This window comes from Defluviicoccus vanus, assembly GCF_014672695.1.
Classification (GTDB): domain Bacteria; phylum Pseudomonadota; class Alphaproteobacteria; order Rhodospirillales; family Defluviicoccaceae; genus Defluviicoccus; species Defluviicoccus vanus.
This window is the reverse complement of sequence record NZ_CP053923.1, coordinates 2,738,208-2,751,746: the sequence shown is the minus strand read 5'-3', so window position 1 is coordinate 2,751,746 and position 13,539 is coordinate 2,738,208. Positions and strand designations below refer to the sequence as shown.

The 13,539-nt window shown below is 62.6% G+C and carries 11 protein-coding genes, 1 tRNA gene and 2 pseudogenes; 6 read left to right on the top strand and 8 right to left on the bottom strand.

Translation table 11 applies throughout. From position 1 onward, the window contains the following. The first annotated feature begins 12 nt into the window (after positions 1–12). The 5 genes and pseudogenes from HQ394_RS12415 (at position 13) to HQ394_RS12400 (ending at position 5,988) form a co-directional block, all read left to right on the top strand. A complete protein-coding gene (locus HQ394_RS12415; protein ID WP_190260525.1) occupies positions 13–783 on the top strand; it encodes an ABC transporter ATP-binding protein in 771 nt (256 codons plus the stop codon). A gap of 24 nt (positions 784–807) precedes the next feature. Next, entirely contained in the window at positions 808–1,845 is a 1,038-nt protein-coding gene (locus HQ394_RS12410) for an MlaD family protein (RefSeq protein ID WP_190260524.1), read from the top strand. A 364-nt stretch (positions 1,846–2,209) separates the two neighbouring features. Continuing rightward, a complete protein-coding gene (locus tag HQ394_RS12405; RefSeq protein WP_190260523.1) occupies positions 2,210–3,892 on the top strand; it encodes a serine protease in 1,683 nt (560 codons plus the stop codon). Between the two features lie 25 nt (positions 3,893–3,917). Next, positions 3,918–5,240, top strand: a pseudogene (locus tag HQ394_RS19975) (TRAFs-binding domain-containing protein); the annotation flags it as partial. Positions 5,241–5,424: 184 nt separating this feature from the next. After that, a complete protein-coding gene (locus tag HQ394_RS12400; RefSeq protein WP_190260522.1) occupies positions 5,425–5,988 on the top strand; it encodes a UbiX family flavin prenyltransferase in 564 nt (187 codons plus the stop codon). Positions 5,989–6,031: 43 nt separating this feature from the next. Here HQ394_RS12400 and HQ394_RS12395 read toward each other — a convergent pair whose 3' ends face one another. The 8 genes and pseudogenes from HQ394_RS12395 to HQ394_RS12360 form a co-directional block, all read right to left on the bottom strand. After that, complete coding sequence (locus tag HQ394_RS12395) at positions 6,032–6,466, bottom strand: hypothetical protein (protein WP_190260521.1); 435 nt, start codon at positions 6,464–6,466, stop codon at positions 6,032–6,034. 25 nt (positions 6,467–6,491) lie between these two features. Further along, the gene (locus HQ394_RS12390; RefSeq protein WP_190260520.1) at positions 6,492–6,782 is read right to left on the bottom strand and encodes a DUF883 family protein; all 291 of its coding nucleotides are present in this window, start codon (positions 6,780–6,782) and stop codon (positions 6,492–6,494) included. 184 nt (positions 6,783–6,966) lie between these two features. Further along, positions 6,967–7,896 (bottom strand): L-histidine N(alpha)-methyltransferase, encoded by a 930-nt coding sequence (gene egtD, locus HQ394_RS12385; RefSeq protein ID WP_407644745.1) that lies wholly within the window; start codon positions 7,894–7,896, stop codon positions 6,967–6,969. Positions 7,897–7,932: 36 nt separating this feature from the next. Continuing rightward, positions 7,933–9,276: an ergothioneine biosynthesis protein EgtB gene (gene egtB, locus HQ394_RS12380; protein WP_190260518.1), complete on the bottom strand. Its 1,344-nt coding sequence runs from the start codon at positions 9,274–9,276 to the stop codon at positions 7,933–7,935. A gap of 415 nt (positions 9,277–9,691) precedes the next feature. Further along, positions 9,692–9,910, bottom strand: a pseudogene (locus tag HQ394_RS12375) (hypothetical protein); the annotation flags it as partial. 13 nt (positions 9,911–9,923) lie between these two features. Further along, positions 9,924–10,015: transfer RNA gene (locus HQ394_RS12370), tRNA-Ser, on the bottom strand. 30 nt (positions 10,016–10,045) lie between these two features. Next, on the bottom strand, positions 10,046–11,026 hold the full coding sequence (locus HQ394_RS12365; RefSeq protein ID WP_190260516.1) for a hydrogen peroxide-inducible genes activator: 981 nt from the start codon (positions 11,024–11,026) through the stop codon (positions 10,046–10,048). Between the two features lie 242 nt (positions 11,027–11,268). Then, positions 11,269–12,153, bottom strand: coding sequence for a mechanosensitive ion channel family protein (locus HQ394_RS12360; protein WP_190260515.1), 885 nt, complete (start codon positions 12,151–12,153; stop codon positions 11,269–11,271). A 282-nt stretch (positions 12,154–12,435) separates the two neighbouring features. Between HQ394_RS12360 and HQ394_RS12355 the strand changes: the two genes are divergently transcribed. Beyond that, positions 12,436–13,515 (top strand): HD-GYP domain-containing protein, encoded by a 1,080-nt coding sequence (locus tag HQ394_RS12355; protein WP_456151603.1) that lies wholly within the window; start codon positions 12,436–12,438, stop codon positions 13,513–13,515. Positions 13,516–13,539 lie beyond the last annotated feature (24 nt).

The window sequence follows — 13,539 nt, the reverse complement described above, 5'->3', positions numbered from 1 at the left end:
AGCCGGCAGACGATGAACCAACAAGAGGCGGTGATTCGGGTCGATGGGCTGACCATGGCCTACGGCAAATATGTGGTGCAGCGTGACCTGACCTTCGCGGTCAACCGCCGCGATATCTTCATCATTATGGGCGGCAGCGGCTGTGGCAAGAGCACGCTGCTGCGGCACATGATCGGCTTCAATGCGCCGGCTGCAGGGACCGTTCGCTACGGCGAAGAGAGCCTATGGGAAGCTTCAGCTGCCGACCAGCAACGCATTCTGGCGCGCACAGGCGTCCTCTTCCAGAAGGGGGCGTTGTGGAGCTCAATGACGCTGGCGGAGAACGTTGCCTTCCCGTTGCAGGAGCGCACGACGCTGCCGCCAAAGGAGATCGCCCGCATCACCTCGCTGAAACTGGCGCTGGTGGGGCTTGCAGGCTTCGAGGCGTACTATCCGGCGGAAATCTCCGGCGGGATGCAGAAGCGCGCGGCGCTGGCGCGGGCGATTGCCCTCGACCCCGAGATCCTGTTCTTCGACGAACCCAGCGCCGGCCTTGATCCGATCACCTCGCGCCTGCTGGACGATCTGATCCTCGAACTGCGCGACAGCCTGGGTGCCACCATCGTCATCGTTACCCACGAGATCGCGAGCATCTTCGCGATTGGCAACAACTCGGTGTTCCTGGACGCCGAGTCGAAAACGATGATCGCCGGAGGAGACCCCAACCATCTCCTCAAGGAATGCGCCGATCCGAAGGTGCAGAATTTCCTGCGTCGGCAAGCGCCGGCGCCGCACCCCAGCTAAGCCGTAGAGGACGAGACGACGACAATGGCGATCAAGAGCAACCCCAAGCTGATCGGAATCTTCGTTCTCGGCGCGATCGCGCTGCTTATCGTTGGCATCATCGCCGTCGGTGGCGGCAAGCTGTGGCGCAAGTCGATCCCGGTGGTGATGTTCTTTCCCCGCTCGGTCGCCGGTCTCAACGTCGGGGCGCCGGTCACCTTCCGTGGCGTCAAGCTGGGCGAAGTCACCAACATCTTCATCGGCTATCAGTCCTCAACGCGGGACGTATTGATCACCGTATTCGCCGACATTTACCCGGACAGCATCGTCGACCTCACCGGGTCGGACGATCCCAGTCATTCGGTGCATCATGGCACCGTCTTACGCGATTACATCCAGAATCGCGGTTTGCGCGCGCAACTGTCGGTGTCCAGTCTGGTCACCGGTCAACTGGCGATAAACCTCGATTTCTATCCCTACGCCGAAATCAGCGAAGAGAAGGAAACGTTCCCCGATCGCCTCGAAATTCCAACGCTGCCGTCAACGCTGGAAGCGGTGCAGGCGACGCTGCAGGAGGTCTACCGCAAAGTCTCGCAGCTGCCGCTGGAGGACATGATCAACGACGTCCGCCAGCTGTTGCAGGGCGCCAATCGCCTCGTCAACAGCCCAAAGGTTGAGGCGGCGCTGGACAATGCAACCGCCGCCCTCGGCAAGATTGACAAGGTGGCCGGCACGCTCGACACCCAGCTAGGACCGTTGCTTGCTCAGGCGAGCGATGCCGTCATTACTGCGCGCTCCGCTTTTGCCACCATTGATGCTCGCGCCGGCGACGCCCGCGGCCTTATCACCAAGGGCGACCAGGCAATGGCCGACGCCGTCAAGGCTCTCGACACGATGCAGCAACTGCTCGCCAGCGCCAACTCGATGATCCAGCCTGGCTCGCAGCTCAACTACGAATTGGTCACCGCGCTGAAGGACCTGGGCAGTGCCGCGCGCTCAATCAGCGCCCTTGCCAACACGCTCGATCGCAACCCCAACGCGGTGATTTTCGGCCGCAACCCGCCCGGCGGTAACCGGCAATAGCGAGGGTCCGGCGCCCGGCTGTCGTAAGGCGGCAGCAACACGCCCCGGCAGGCAAAGGCGCTCTCCTTTTTCCAGGTGCAGATCGGCGACCCACCAGCGTCGATGCGGCACCCAGAACAGCGTCCCTCGGGCGTAGCGAGCAGCGTTGTTTCGGCAGAGCGGATTTGCCGCATTCGGCTGGCCCAACGCCTCGTCGCCGCCGATGCCGCCATCGCCAATCCTGGGGTTCTAATTCCTTAGCTGCTGGCCGGCATTGAGCCACGATGCCAAACGGGGTAGTATTTCCGCATCCTGCCGTGTGTGCTGCGATCGAGTGTTCTCGGGACCATACTCTGTATTCACGCGTAAACCTGGAGGGGGTGCCATGGATACCACGCCGAGCGAGGACGTTGATGCCGCAAGGGCGGCCTTGCGCAAACAAGCCCAGGGACTTGTCGAGAAGCTGTATTCGCGGCCAAGCGAACCGGTCATAACCGATGCCCTCGCGATGCTCGACGTGCTGCGCAGCGAGCGGGAGTTCGAGTTACTCGGAACATTGGCGGAGGCGGTGAGCCGGCACCGTCGCGACAATCCCCGCGTCAGGAAATTACTAGCGCAAAGTCTGGTCGATCGCGGCATGGCGACCATTGCTGCCGACGTGATCAGCACAGCGCTCTCAGGTCCCTTCACCGATGCAAAGGCCGAAGAAGAGCGAGACGAGCTGGTCGGGTTACTCGGTCGTGCCAATAAGCAGATCTTCCTTGACGCAGCCGACCCCTCCAGTTCCGGCGCCGCCGATGCCTTGCGGCTCTCGGTCGAGGCCTATCGCGCCGCCTACGAGCGCAAGCCAGAGAATTATTGGCAGGGGGTCAATCTCTGCGCGGTGCTGCATGCGGCGCGCAAGCGGNGGATGCGGGTGTTTCCCGAACTGGATATGCCGACCATAGCCAGCGCGGTGCAAAAGACGCTGCATGAACAGTCCGCCGAAAAGCAGGCGTCCGATCCGTGGTGGAGCGCCAGCTTGGCCGAGACCCAGGTGGCTTTGGGCGACTTGGAGGACGCTCTCAACGCCCTCGGCGTTTACGTCAAGCATCCGGCGGTCAAGCCGTTTCACCTCGCCAGCACACTGCGCCAGTTCCGCGATGTCTGGGAGGTCCAAAAGGACAGCCAAATTGGCGAAGCCATCGTCAAACTCCTAGAAGCCAAGCTGCTGGAGGCAGGCGGCAGCCTGCAGTCACGACCCTACCCCAGCCTGACCATGCCACCGGCACGCATCCGTGAAGCGCTGGATACCAAGCTGCCGGAAGAGCTCGAAGCAAAACTGGGCCAGATCGGCGCCGTCTCAATCCCGTGGTACCGCACCGGGCTCGAACGGGCGACGTCGGTGGCGGCAATCCGCTTTACCAGCGGCCCAAAGAAGGGCTACCGCAACGGAACCGGCTTCGCCGTCCGCGCCGGCGACTTCGGCATCACGCCGACAGACGCTGTCCTCATCCTGACCAACTACCACGTGGTCAACACGACCGGCTTCTACGGTGCCCCGCCTCCGAGCGGCGCTGATGTCATTTTCGAGGTCCCGTCGTCGACGAACGTAACGCCGGTTGGCATCCCTATTCGCCAACTTATCGCCGATTCGCCAACGACAGGCGGGCTTGACTTCGCACTGCTTTGGCTTGAGAGCGTCCCGGCCGACGTTCAACCGCTGCCGCTGGCGNCCAGCCTTGCCGCCCATCGCTCCACGTCGCTCGTCTACGTCATCGGCCACGCCGGCGGCAACGCGATGTCGATCTCGCTGCAAGATAATGCGCTGCTCGATCACGAGGGGCCGCCAGGCGGCACGCCTCCCACCCCGACGCGCTGCCGTGTGCACTATCATGCGCCGACGGAGCCCGGGTCCTCCGGCAGTCCGGTGTTCGATGACGGATGGAACACGATTGCCTTGCACCATGCCGGCGGCACGAACATGCCAAAGCTGAACGGCAAGGCGGGGACTTACCCGGCCAACGAAGGCTACTGGATTTCTTCCATCATCGCCGACGTCAGCGCCAGAAAGATCGTGCTGACCTAACCCGAGACCAGTCGGAGGGCGACCCATGCCCCAGATCTGCTTCATCGACATGCCCTTCGGCAAGAAAACCGATCCTAAAGCAGCGGTGGAGATCGATTTCGACCGCATCTACGAAGCCGGCATCAAGCCGGCGGTGGAAGACGCCGGCCTCGAGTGCATCCGCGGCGACCGCGAAGAGACGGGCGGTATCATCCACACCGCCATGTTCGCCCGGCTGTTGCTCGCCGAGTTCGTCGTCGCCGACATGACCGCGGCCAATCCGAACGTTTTCTACGAGCTCGGCGTCCGCCACGCCGCCAAGCCCTATACGACCATCCCCATTTTCGCGACGCTGTCGGCGCCGCCTTTCGACGTCAACATGGTCCGCGCCATTCCCTATGACCTCGACAAGAGCGGTATTCTCTCCGATGAAGCGGCGGCAAAGCTACGCACCGCGCTCGCCGAACGTATCCGCCACGCGCTGACCGGGCCAGTGACCAAGGACAGCCCACTGTTCCAGCTGTTCAGCAAGTTTCCCGGCATCGAGATGAGCCACGAGCTCACCGATGTTTTCCGCGATCGCGTCGCCTATTCGCAGCAGCTCAAGGATCAGCTCGCTGCCGCCCGGGCGCAAACGCCGCGAGATGCGGCGCAGGCGGCCATCCGCAATGTGCAGGCCTCGCTCGGCAATCTCGTCGCCGCCGAACGCGGAGCGTTGATCGATCTTCTGCTGTCCTATCGGGCGATCGAGGACTGGCCAGCGATGATTGCCCTTTACGACGCCATGCCGGGCGACGTGAAGGATGCGGTGATGACCCGCCAGCAGCTGGCGCTTGCCCTCAATCGCCGCAATGCCCCGGGTGATCGCGAACGGGCGATCCGCGTGCTCAACGATATTCTCGCCAGCTATGGCGACAGCGCCGAGACGCTCGGCATCCTCGGCCGCGTCTATAAGGACTGCTACCGAGCGGCGATGGCTGCGGGTGCAGACGGCGCGCCGACCGATCCCATCGCCGCCGAAGGCTGGCTCGACGAGGCGATTGCCGCCTATGAGCGTGGCTTCCAAGCGGAGCCACTCGATTTCTACCCTGGGATCAATGCGCTCACCCTGATGCTGCAGAAGGACGGCAGCGAGGCGGACATTTCCCGCCTGGCACCGCTGGTGACATTCGCCGCTGTGCGCAAGGGTGGTGATAAATCCGATGACTACTGGACGGTGGCAACGGTCCTGGAACTCGCCTGCCTCAATCGCGATTATGTGTTGGCGAAGAGGTGTCTGTCGCGCGTCATCATGCTTGGCCAGCGCCAGCGCGAGGCCTGGATGCTGCGGACAACACGCGACAACCTGCAATTGATTGCCCGCCGCCGCNGCCGGCGAGGACGGTATTACCGTCGTAGAAACGGCCGCGCAGACGTTGGACGCGGCCGCCACTCGCCTCGAAGCACCGGCCACTGCCTGACCGCCGCTCTCGTGGACCGGCACTGCCGGCCCTTGACCTTGTCCTGCACTGTCACCCCGGGCAGGATGAGCCGACAACAGCAGGAGTGGGCGCGTGGTTCTTCCCGTTATCGTCGGCATCAGCGGCGCCACCGGCATCGCCTACGGTGTCGAGCTGCTACGGGCACTGCAGCAGCTGCAGCAGCCTGCACATCTCATCCTGACCGAGATGGCGATACGGACGCTGAAACTGGAAACCGACTACGCCTTGGAGGACGTCCGCGCCCTTGCCCACACCGTGCACAGCTGCCGTGACTTGGCGGCACCCATTGCCAGCGGCTCATTCCGCTGTCGTGGCATGGTGGTGGCCCCCTGCTCGGTGAAGACATTGTCGGCGATCGCCAATGGCTTCTCGCAAAACCTGCTGCTGCGTGCCGCCGACGTGACGATGAAGGAGCGCCGGCCGCTAATCCTGGTCTTTCGCGAGACACCGCTGCACCTGGGACATCTGCGGTTGATGACGCAGGTCACCGAATGCGGCGCCATTGTCCAACCGCCGATGCCCGCCTTCTATACCCGCCCGCAAACGGTGATGGATATCGTCCACCAAACGATCGCCCGCAGCCTCGATCTGCTCGGCATTGACCACGACCTGGTCCCGCGCTGGTCCGGGCCGTAACCCGCTGGCAAGCGACTTGCCGGCCCGGACTTCGCTTCGATCTCTACTGCAGCAACTGCCATAGCGATCGGCGCAGTCGTGGGCTGACGCCCATGGCGAAGCCAGCCGCAAGGGCAGCGATGACGACCTTGCTTGCGTGCGCGCGCACCAGCTCGTTGGCGTTCAGCCCCATCTCCTGGCCGAATGAAGCGGCGAGACCTGCCTTGCCGGGCATGCCCAGGTTCGAGCTCATCCGAGCGATTGGCGGCGACGCCGGCCGCCGTGCCACGCTCCGACCGATCAAAACCACGATAAGCGCTAGACAGAAGGCAGCGACGCCGGTGAGCACCGCGGCAAGCGGCGGCGAGAGCAACGGCAACAACGCCTGATAGAGGGCGGCCCCCAGTAATGCCACCCCGCCCAAGGTGAGCAAGGCAGCCACGATCATGCACACCACTGTCACTGCCAGCTTCGACAGCCGATCTTCTATCGCTCCCACGGTCCGCTCCCAAGGGCGCGCGCGACTAGCGCTGCCGACCAAATAACGCCCCCAGCAGCAAGCCGATCACGAAGGCGATGACGATGCTGAGCAGCGGTCGCTTCTCGATGGACTCGGATACGTCATCGGCTGCGGTCTCGGCGCGGGCGCGCACCTTGTCAGCCGTGGCGCGGACACGGTCAAACGCATCCGAGCCAACGTTACCGGCCAAATTCTTTACTGACCCCGCCATTGACGAGAGATCGTTGCGCAATTGCCCGAGCTCATTGCGCAATGCCTGGATGTCCTGCGTCATTGTATCGTCCTTGCCGTTCATCGCTTACTTCTCCTCGAGCAGTGCGGTGATTTCCACAATGCTGATCAGTTACGTTTATCGTTATGGACCATCTGGCCCAGGATTATAGTTACATTGACTAATTTAGTCGTCGTCAGCAGCAGGGTCCAGCGGCATCCGTCATTCCTTTAGCCGGCTCGACGTCATTACCCCGCCCGCAGAACGGTCATCCGCCGCACAGGTAAACACTGAAAGAACGCTGTCGGTCGATCCAGGTTCCGCGCACAGCAAGGCCAGCATTGCTGGCAATAGCAGTAAAATCCGCAAGACTATATTTATACGAATTCTCGGTGTGAATTGATTCGCCGGCCCGGAAGGTGACTTGGGCGTTACCTATCCGCACCGTCTGTGCTCGCAGGCTGATCAGATGCATTTCAATGCGCCCGGCGGCGCGATTATAGGGCGCCCGATGCACGAATTGTCGCAGGTCGAAGGTGCCACCCAACTCCCGGTTGATCCGTCGCAGCAGATTGAGGTTGAACGCAGCGGTAACCCCCGCGGCATCGTTGTAAGCAGCGTGCAGCCGGCAGACATCCTTCTTGGTATCGACGCCGACAATCAACTGACACCCCTCGCCGAGAGTGGTGGCAAAGCGCCGCAACAGCGCCGTCGCGTCGGCGGGGTCGAAGTTACCAAGGGTCGAACCGGGGAAAAAGCCAAGCTTCGGCCCCGCAGGCAGTTGCTGCGCCAATTCGAGGTGGGTGGTGAAATCGGCATGCACCGGGGCGATAAGGAGCCCGGGATAACGGCGACGCAGCGCGCGTGCCGCTGATTGCAGGCAGCTGAGCGAAACGTCTACTGGAACGTATGCCGCGGGACGATCGAGATGTTCGAGTAGCAGATCAATCTTGCGACTGCTGCCGCTGCCGAATTCGACCACGCCCACATGCGCCGGCACCCGCCGGGCAATCTCGCCACCATGCTGCTGCAGCAGCGCCATTTCACTGCGGGTTAGATAATACTCGGGCAGTCGACAGATACGGGTGAACAGGCGCGCTCCTGTCGCATCGTAAAAGTACGTACATGGCAAGGTCTTCGGTGTCTGTGCCAAGCCGTGCAGCACCGCGCGAAGGAATTCGCTGCCAGCCGGGGCCAGATCTTGCGCCGTGAGCTTCTCCCCNCGCGTCCGGCATCATTCTACATCCTCGGCGAGGCGTACGCCGCTCATCTGCCAGCGCTGATACGGGTAAAAGAAGTTGCGATAGCTGGCACGAATATGTTCATCCGGGGTCAGGCATGATCCTCCACGCAGCACCATCTGATTGCACATGAATTTGCCGTTGTATTCGCCGACGGCGCCGCTGGCCGGCGTGTAGCCCGGGTACGGGAGATAGGGACTGGCTGTCCATTCCCAGACGTCGCCGAACATTTGCATCAACGGCGGACGTCCAGGCTCGGGTTCTGGCGCCGGCAGCGGCTGCAACGCCCCCGAGCGCAGCATGTTCCCCGCCGGCGACGCCGACATCGCCGCCACTTCCCATTCCGCTTCGCTCGGCAACCGCTTGCCGGACCAGCGGGCAAAAGCGTCGGCCTCGTAGAAGCTGACATTGCAGACCGGTGCTTCGGCTTCCAGTTCCTGCAGGCCATGCAGGGTCATCTGCCGCCTGCCGCCGTCGCTCGTGCCCAGCCAATAGAGAGGCGCCTCCCATTGTTCGCTGTCGACCGCTGCCCAACCGTCGGCAAGCCAGAGATCGGCGCGGCGATAGCCGCCAGCATCGATGAACGCCTGCCATTCGCCGTTGGTCACCAGCCGCGAGGCGAGCCGGAATGGCCGCAACAACACATCATGCCGTGGCGACTCATTGTCGTAGGCGAACGCGCTGGTCTGGCTGCTCGCCGCCGGCGACGGATGGCCGATCTGGACAACGCCGCCAGGAAAGCCGATCCATGTCAGAGACCTATGCGAGGCGCCGCGCGAGCCCACGACCTCACGGTTAGGACGGTAGGCGGGGTGCAGCGGGTTGCGCGCAAACAGATTAAGAATATCTGTCAGAATCAATTCCTGGTGTTGTTGTTCGTGGTGAATGCCGAGCCGCAGCAGCGACGCCACCGGGCCGTTGCCATCCTCCTCCACCGCCGCCAGCAGATCCGCCATCGCCGTATCCACCTCCGCCCGGTAGTACAGCACCTCCGCTACCGTCGGTCGCGACAACAGCCCGCGCTGCGACCGGGGATGGCGCTCGCCGATGGCGTCATAGTAGGAGTTGAACAGGTAACCATAGGTGGGATTAAAGGAGGTGTAGCCCGGCAGAAAAGGTTGCAGCAGGAAGGTTTCGAAAAACCAGCTGGTATGCGCGAGGTGCCACTTGGTCGGGCTGGCATCAGGCATCGCCTGCACTGTCTGATCCTCCGGCGTCAGCGGTGCAGCGAGCGATTCCGTCGTCTGTCGCGTTGCCAAATAGGCCTGATGCAGTGCCATCCGCGGCGTCATGCCGGCGGTCGGAAGGAGATGCGTCCGATAACTGATATCAGCCATTTCCCGTCCCCTGCGCTATGCGGTGCGCCGCAAGCAGCTGGCAACCGCCTCTCTTTACGTCAACGCAAACGGCACCGATCCCACCGCTATTAGAGGTGGATCAACGTCAGAGCAAAGACAATGTTCCGATTCGGCTGCGCACACGTGCGCAGACAATGCGCCTTGGCGACATGCGGGTAGCGACAGTTAATATCGGGACGGTGATGCGTGTGTATGGCAGCGACAGAGCAGGCGACGAAGCGGCAAAGGGGCCGCTCTTGTCAGCCGCAGAGGATGAAGCGCTTCTCGTGGAGGTCAGCTTTCCGACGTGGCCCTGTTCTATGCTTTATTTTCATTTTGCTACATTTAAGAGCCAGCGTGGAAACTGCGTCAACCCATCTATTTACGGTGTGACGTGCGCCCCTGATTGTTATTTGTCGCTGACCACCGTGTGCGGCTTGCCGCGGCTCCCGATCAGTCGTGTTAACTCCCGGGCGATCCGCAGGCCCGACAGCGCCAAGCACTCGCGTGTATAGTCGTCGACTATGCACAGGATGCGGAAGCGCCGGGAGCAGGCGAAGGTGGCGGATACGAAGTCGAGGCTCCAGCGCTGGTTCGGCCCATCCGGCAGCACCATCGGCGCCCGCGTGCTCACTATGGGACTGAAATGGCGGATGGGGAGGGATTCGAACCCTCGATAGGCTTTTAGACCTATACTCGCTTAGCAGGCGAGTGCCTTAAGCCACTCGGCCACCCATCCTCCGCCCCAAGCGTGGGGCCGCGTCTCGCCTTAACCTTGTATCGATAAACTTGGCGCACTGTCAACGCGCGCCCCAGGCAAATCGCCTCCCCCTTCGCCGCCGCCGTCCGTCGCCGCCTTGCGCAGGCGGAGCGCCTCTCCCAGCAATTGCATGTCGCGCACGCGGGTACTACCGGGGCGCCAGACCAGGGCAATCTGCCGCCGCGGTTCGCCATTGTCGATCGCAACCGCAACCACGTCCGACTCGGCTCGCGCCTCCACCGCCAGCGCCATCTCCGGCAGGAAAGTCAGGCCAAGCCCGCTCGCCACCATCTGCACCAGCGTGCCGAGACTGGTGCCCTGCAGATCCTCGTTGGCTTTCCCGGGAACCAGCCGGCAGGCGGTCACCGCATGATTGCGCAGACAATGGCCGTCTTCCAGTAGCAGCAAGCGTTCACCAATGAGTTCGTCAACGTCGATCGATGCCCGCGCCGCAAAGCGATGCCCGGCCGGGCAGGCAATGAACAACCGATCCTCACCAAGGACCATGCGGCTGAGACCACCCGTCTCATAGGGCAAAGCGATGATCGCGGCATCGAGCTTGGCGCGGCCGAGCAGGTCGAGCAGCCGTGCCGTCTGGTCCTCGCGCAGATAGAGGCGCAGCTGCGGAAAGGCAATGCGCAATGGCCGCAGCAGCGGCGGCAGCATGTATGGACCGATGGTGGGGATGACGCCCAGACGCAGCAAGCCGCTGAGCGGCTGTTTACCGATTTTGGCCGCCTCCACCAGTTCCTCCGCCGCCTGTAACAGGGCCCGGGCGCGCAGGACGAGATCCTCGGCGAGGACGGTGAGCGCCATCTGCCGGTTGCTGCGGTCGATCAGGGTGACGCCGAGGACGGCCTCCAGCTCCTGAATGCCGGCGCTCAACGTCGACTGGGTAACATTACAGTCCTCGGCGGCGCGGCCGAAATGGCGTGTTTCGGCGACGGCGACGAGGTAGCGAAGCTGGCGCAGGGTGGGCAGAACTGTCATTTACAAATTCGATCGTCGTTTCCGTTTATATCGCCCTGCCCGATCGCGGCGGCAAGCGCCAGTCTTCATCCGCCGCGACAACGGGAATGACATTTTTCTTCGCAGCCGCGGTGCACCACGATCAGGCCAACGAGCAGGCCCCCGCCGATCACCTCACCCAACGAATGCAGCTGTGCGAGAAGAACGCCTGGATGCTGCGGAGCATGGCCACGCAGGCACGCTTCCCCCTACCCCGCAGGGAGCTACGGTTCGATGGCGCGCGAGCGTCCGCGGGCGCGCAACGCCGAGGCAAGATAGGTCGGCGGTTCGGCGGCGACCTGTACCGGCAACCGCGGTGCCATGGGCGCCATATGAATGCCGGCAGCGTCCAAGGCCTTCTTGATCTCGCGATTGAGTTGGCAGCGCACGTCGGCGTAGGAAGGGCTGCAGGTCCAGCCACGGACGCTGATCGCAACGGCGGTATCACCCAGGGCCGCGACGACAACATCAGGCGGCGGCTCGCGCAGCACGCGTCCGTTCGACGCCATCAGCTCACGGCAAAGACTCACCACCTCGTCGATATCCTGATCATAGCCGATGGAGACGGTCACTTCGAACCGCCGGGTACCAAGGCGGGAATAATTGCGCACCACTCCCGACCATAACTGGCAGTTCGGGATCGAGATAAACACGCCGTCATCGCTGCGCAGACTGATGGTGAGCAAGCCAATTTCGGTCACCAACCCGGCAGCGCCATCCGTTTCGATGGCGTCGCCCACGCGCAGCGGCCGCAATGCCTGCACCAGCGCACCGGCGATGACGTTGTGCAGGGTACCCTGAGCCGCCACCGCCATCCCCAGGGTGATCGCCACGAAGACGACGGCCCCGCCTGCCGTCGGTACGCCCAGGGCCGACAATGCCGTCACCAGCACCAGCGCCACAATGGTGTAGCGGACAAGACCGGCGATGACGATCCGATAGGGCGAAACCCGGCCCGGGCGGCTCTTGATCCTCTGCACTCGCTTACCGACCCATCGGGCGAGAAGCCAGCCGATCGCCAGCAGCAGGGCGGCATTGATCAGCGCAAAGCGGTGATCTTCTGCCCACGCACCGATCTGCTGCAACCATTCGCTGCCGAGTTGATCCATTTGACGTTTCACACATGCCCCAAACGAACGGGTTATAAGCTACACCGACGCCATGGAGGTCGTATGTGATCCAGCTGACGTTCGCCTCGCTCCGCATCAACGATGCGGGGTATAGTGCGCGGCCGCCCTCTTCTTTTAGTGATTCTGGTTACCAATACAGTGCTGGAGAAGAGCCTTCGGAAGCGATAGTTTACTCGGGATGGCGTGTGTGGCTGGGAGCCGGACGTGATCGACTTTTACGGCAACGTATCGACGGTTCAGGACCGGCTCGCCGCCATCCATATGCAGTTGCGATGCGAGTTCCCAGCCATCGCCCGCGTTGCGGTTGCCCTCTATGAACATCCAACCGACACGCTGCGGACCTTCGTCCACAGCACGGATGGGACACCACCGTTCGGCCGCATCGTCGACAAGCTCAGCCTCCAGCCTGCCCTGGCCGAGCTGGCGGACCGCCAGATGGACCGCATCATCACCAATCTCGNNTCGGCGATGACGACTGGCAGAGGGAACGCCGGGCACTTGGCGCAGGNNTCGCTGGCCAACCAGGGATATCTGTCAAGCTATACCACGCCATTTTATGAACATGGCTCGCTTCTCGGTTTTATTTTCTTTGATTCATTGCAGCCGAACTACTTTTCCGCCAGCGTCATCAATCGGATTGCTCTTTACAGTCATTTGCTGACTCTTTTCGTCATAGACTTCGTCCGCCAGACGAGTGTTCTGCGCTCGGCCATCGCCATCGCCCGCGATTTCGGCACGCGACGCGACAAATATACCGGCGCGCATCTGGATCGGATGGCCGAGTATTCCCGGATCATCGCCCATGGCATTTCCGACGCCTGTCAGCTGGGCGAAGACTTTGTCGAGTGCGTCTTTCTGTTCGCACCGCTGCATGACATCGGCAAGATCGCCATCCCCGACGAGATCCTGCTAAAGCGTGGCCGCCTGACCTCAGCCGAGCGCAGGCATATGCAGCGCCATGTCTCCGAAGGTGTTGCCATCATCGAAANNACAATGATTGATGCCTTTCGCATCGGCTCCGGCCAACTGGCGCAAACGCTGCGGAACATCGTCCGTTTTCATCACGAGCGCTACGACGGTACGGGCTATCTCGATGGGATGACCGGCGAGGCGATCCCGATTGAAGCACGCATCATCAGTGTCGCCGACGTCTTCGATGCCCTGACCGGCGACCGCCCTTACCGATCGCCCATGTCCAACGCCGATGCCTTCACCTACCTGCGCGAGGGCAGCGGCCATCAGTTCGACAGCCATTGCGTCCAGGCGTTGATCACCCGGCTCGCGGATGTGGAAGCGGTGCAGGCCGTATTTCACGCTGAAGCTCTTACATCCACCGCCTGACCGGCGGCGCTGGCGAACAGGCGC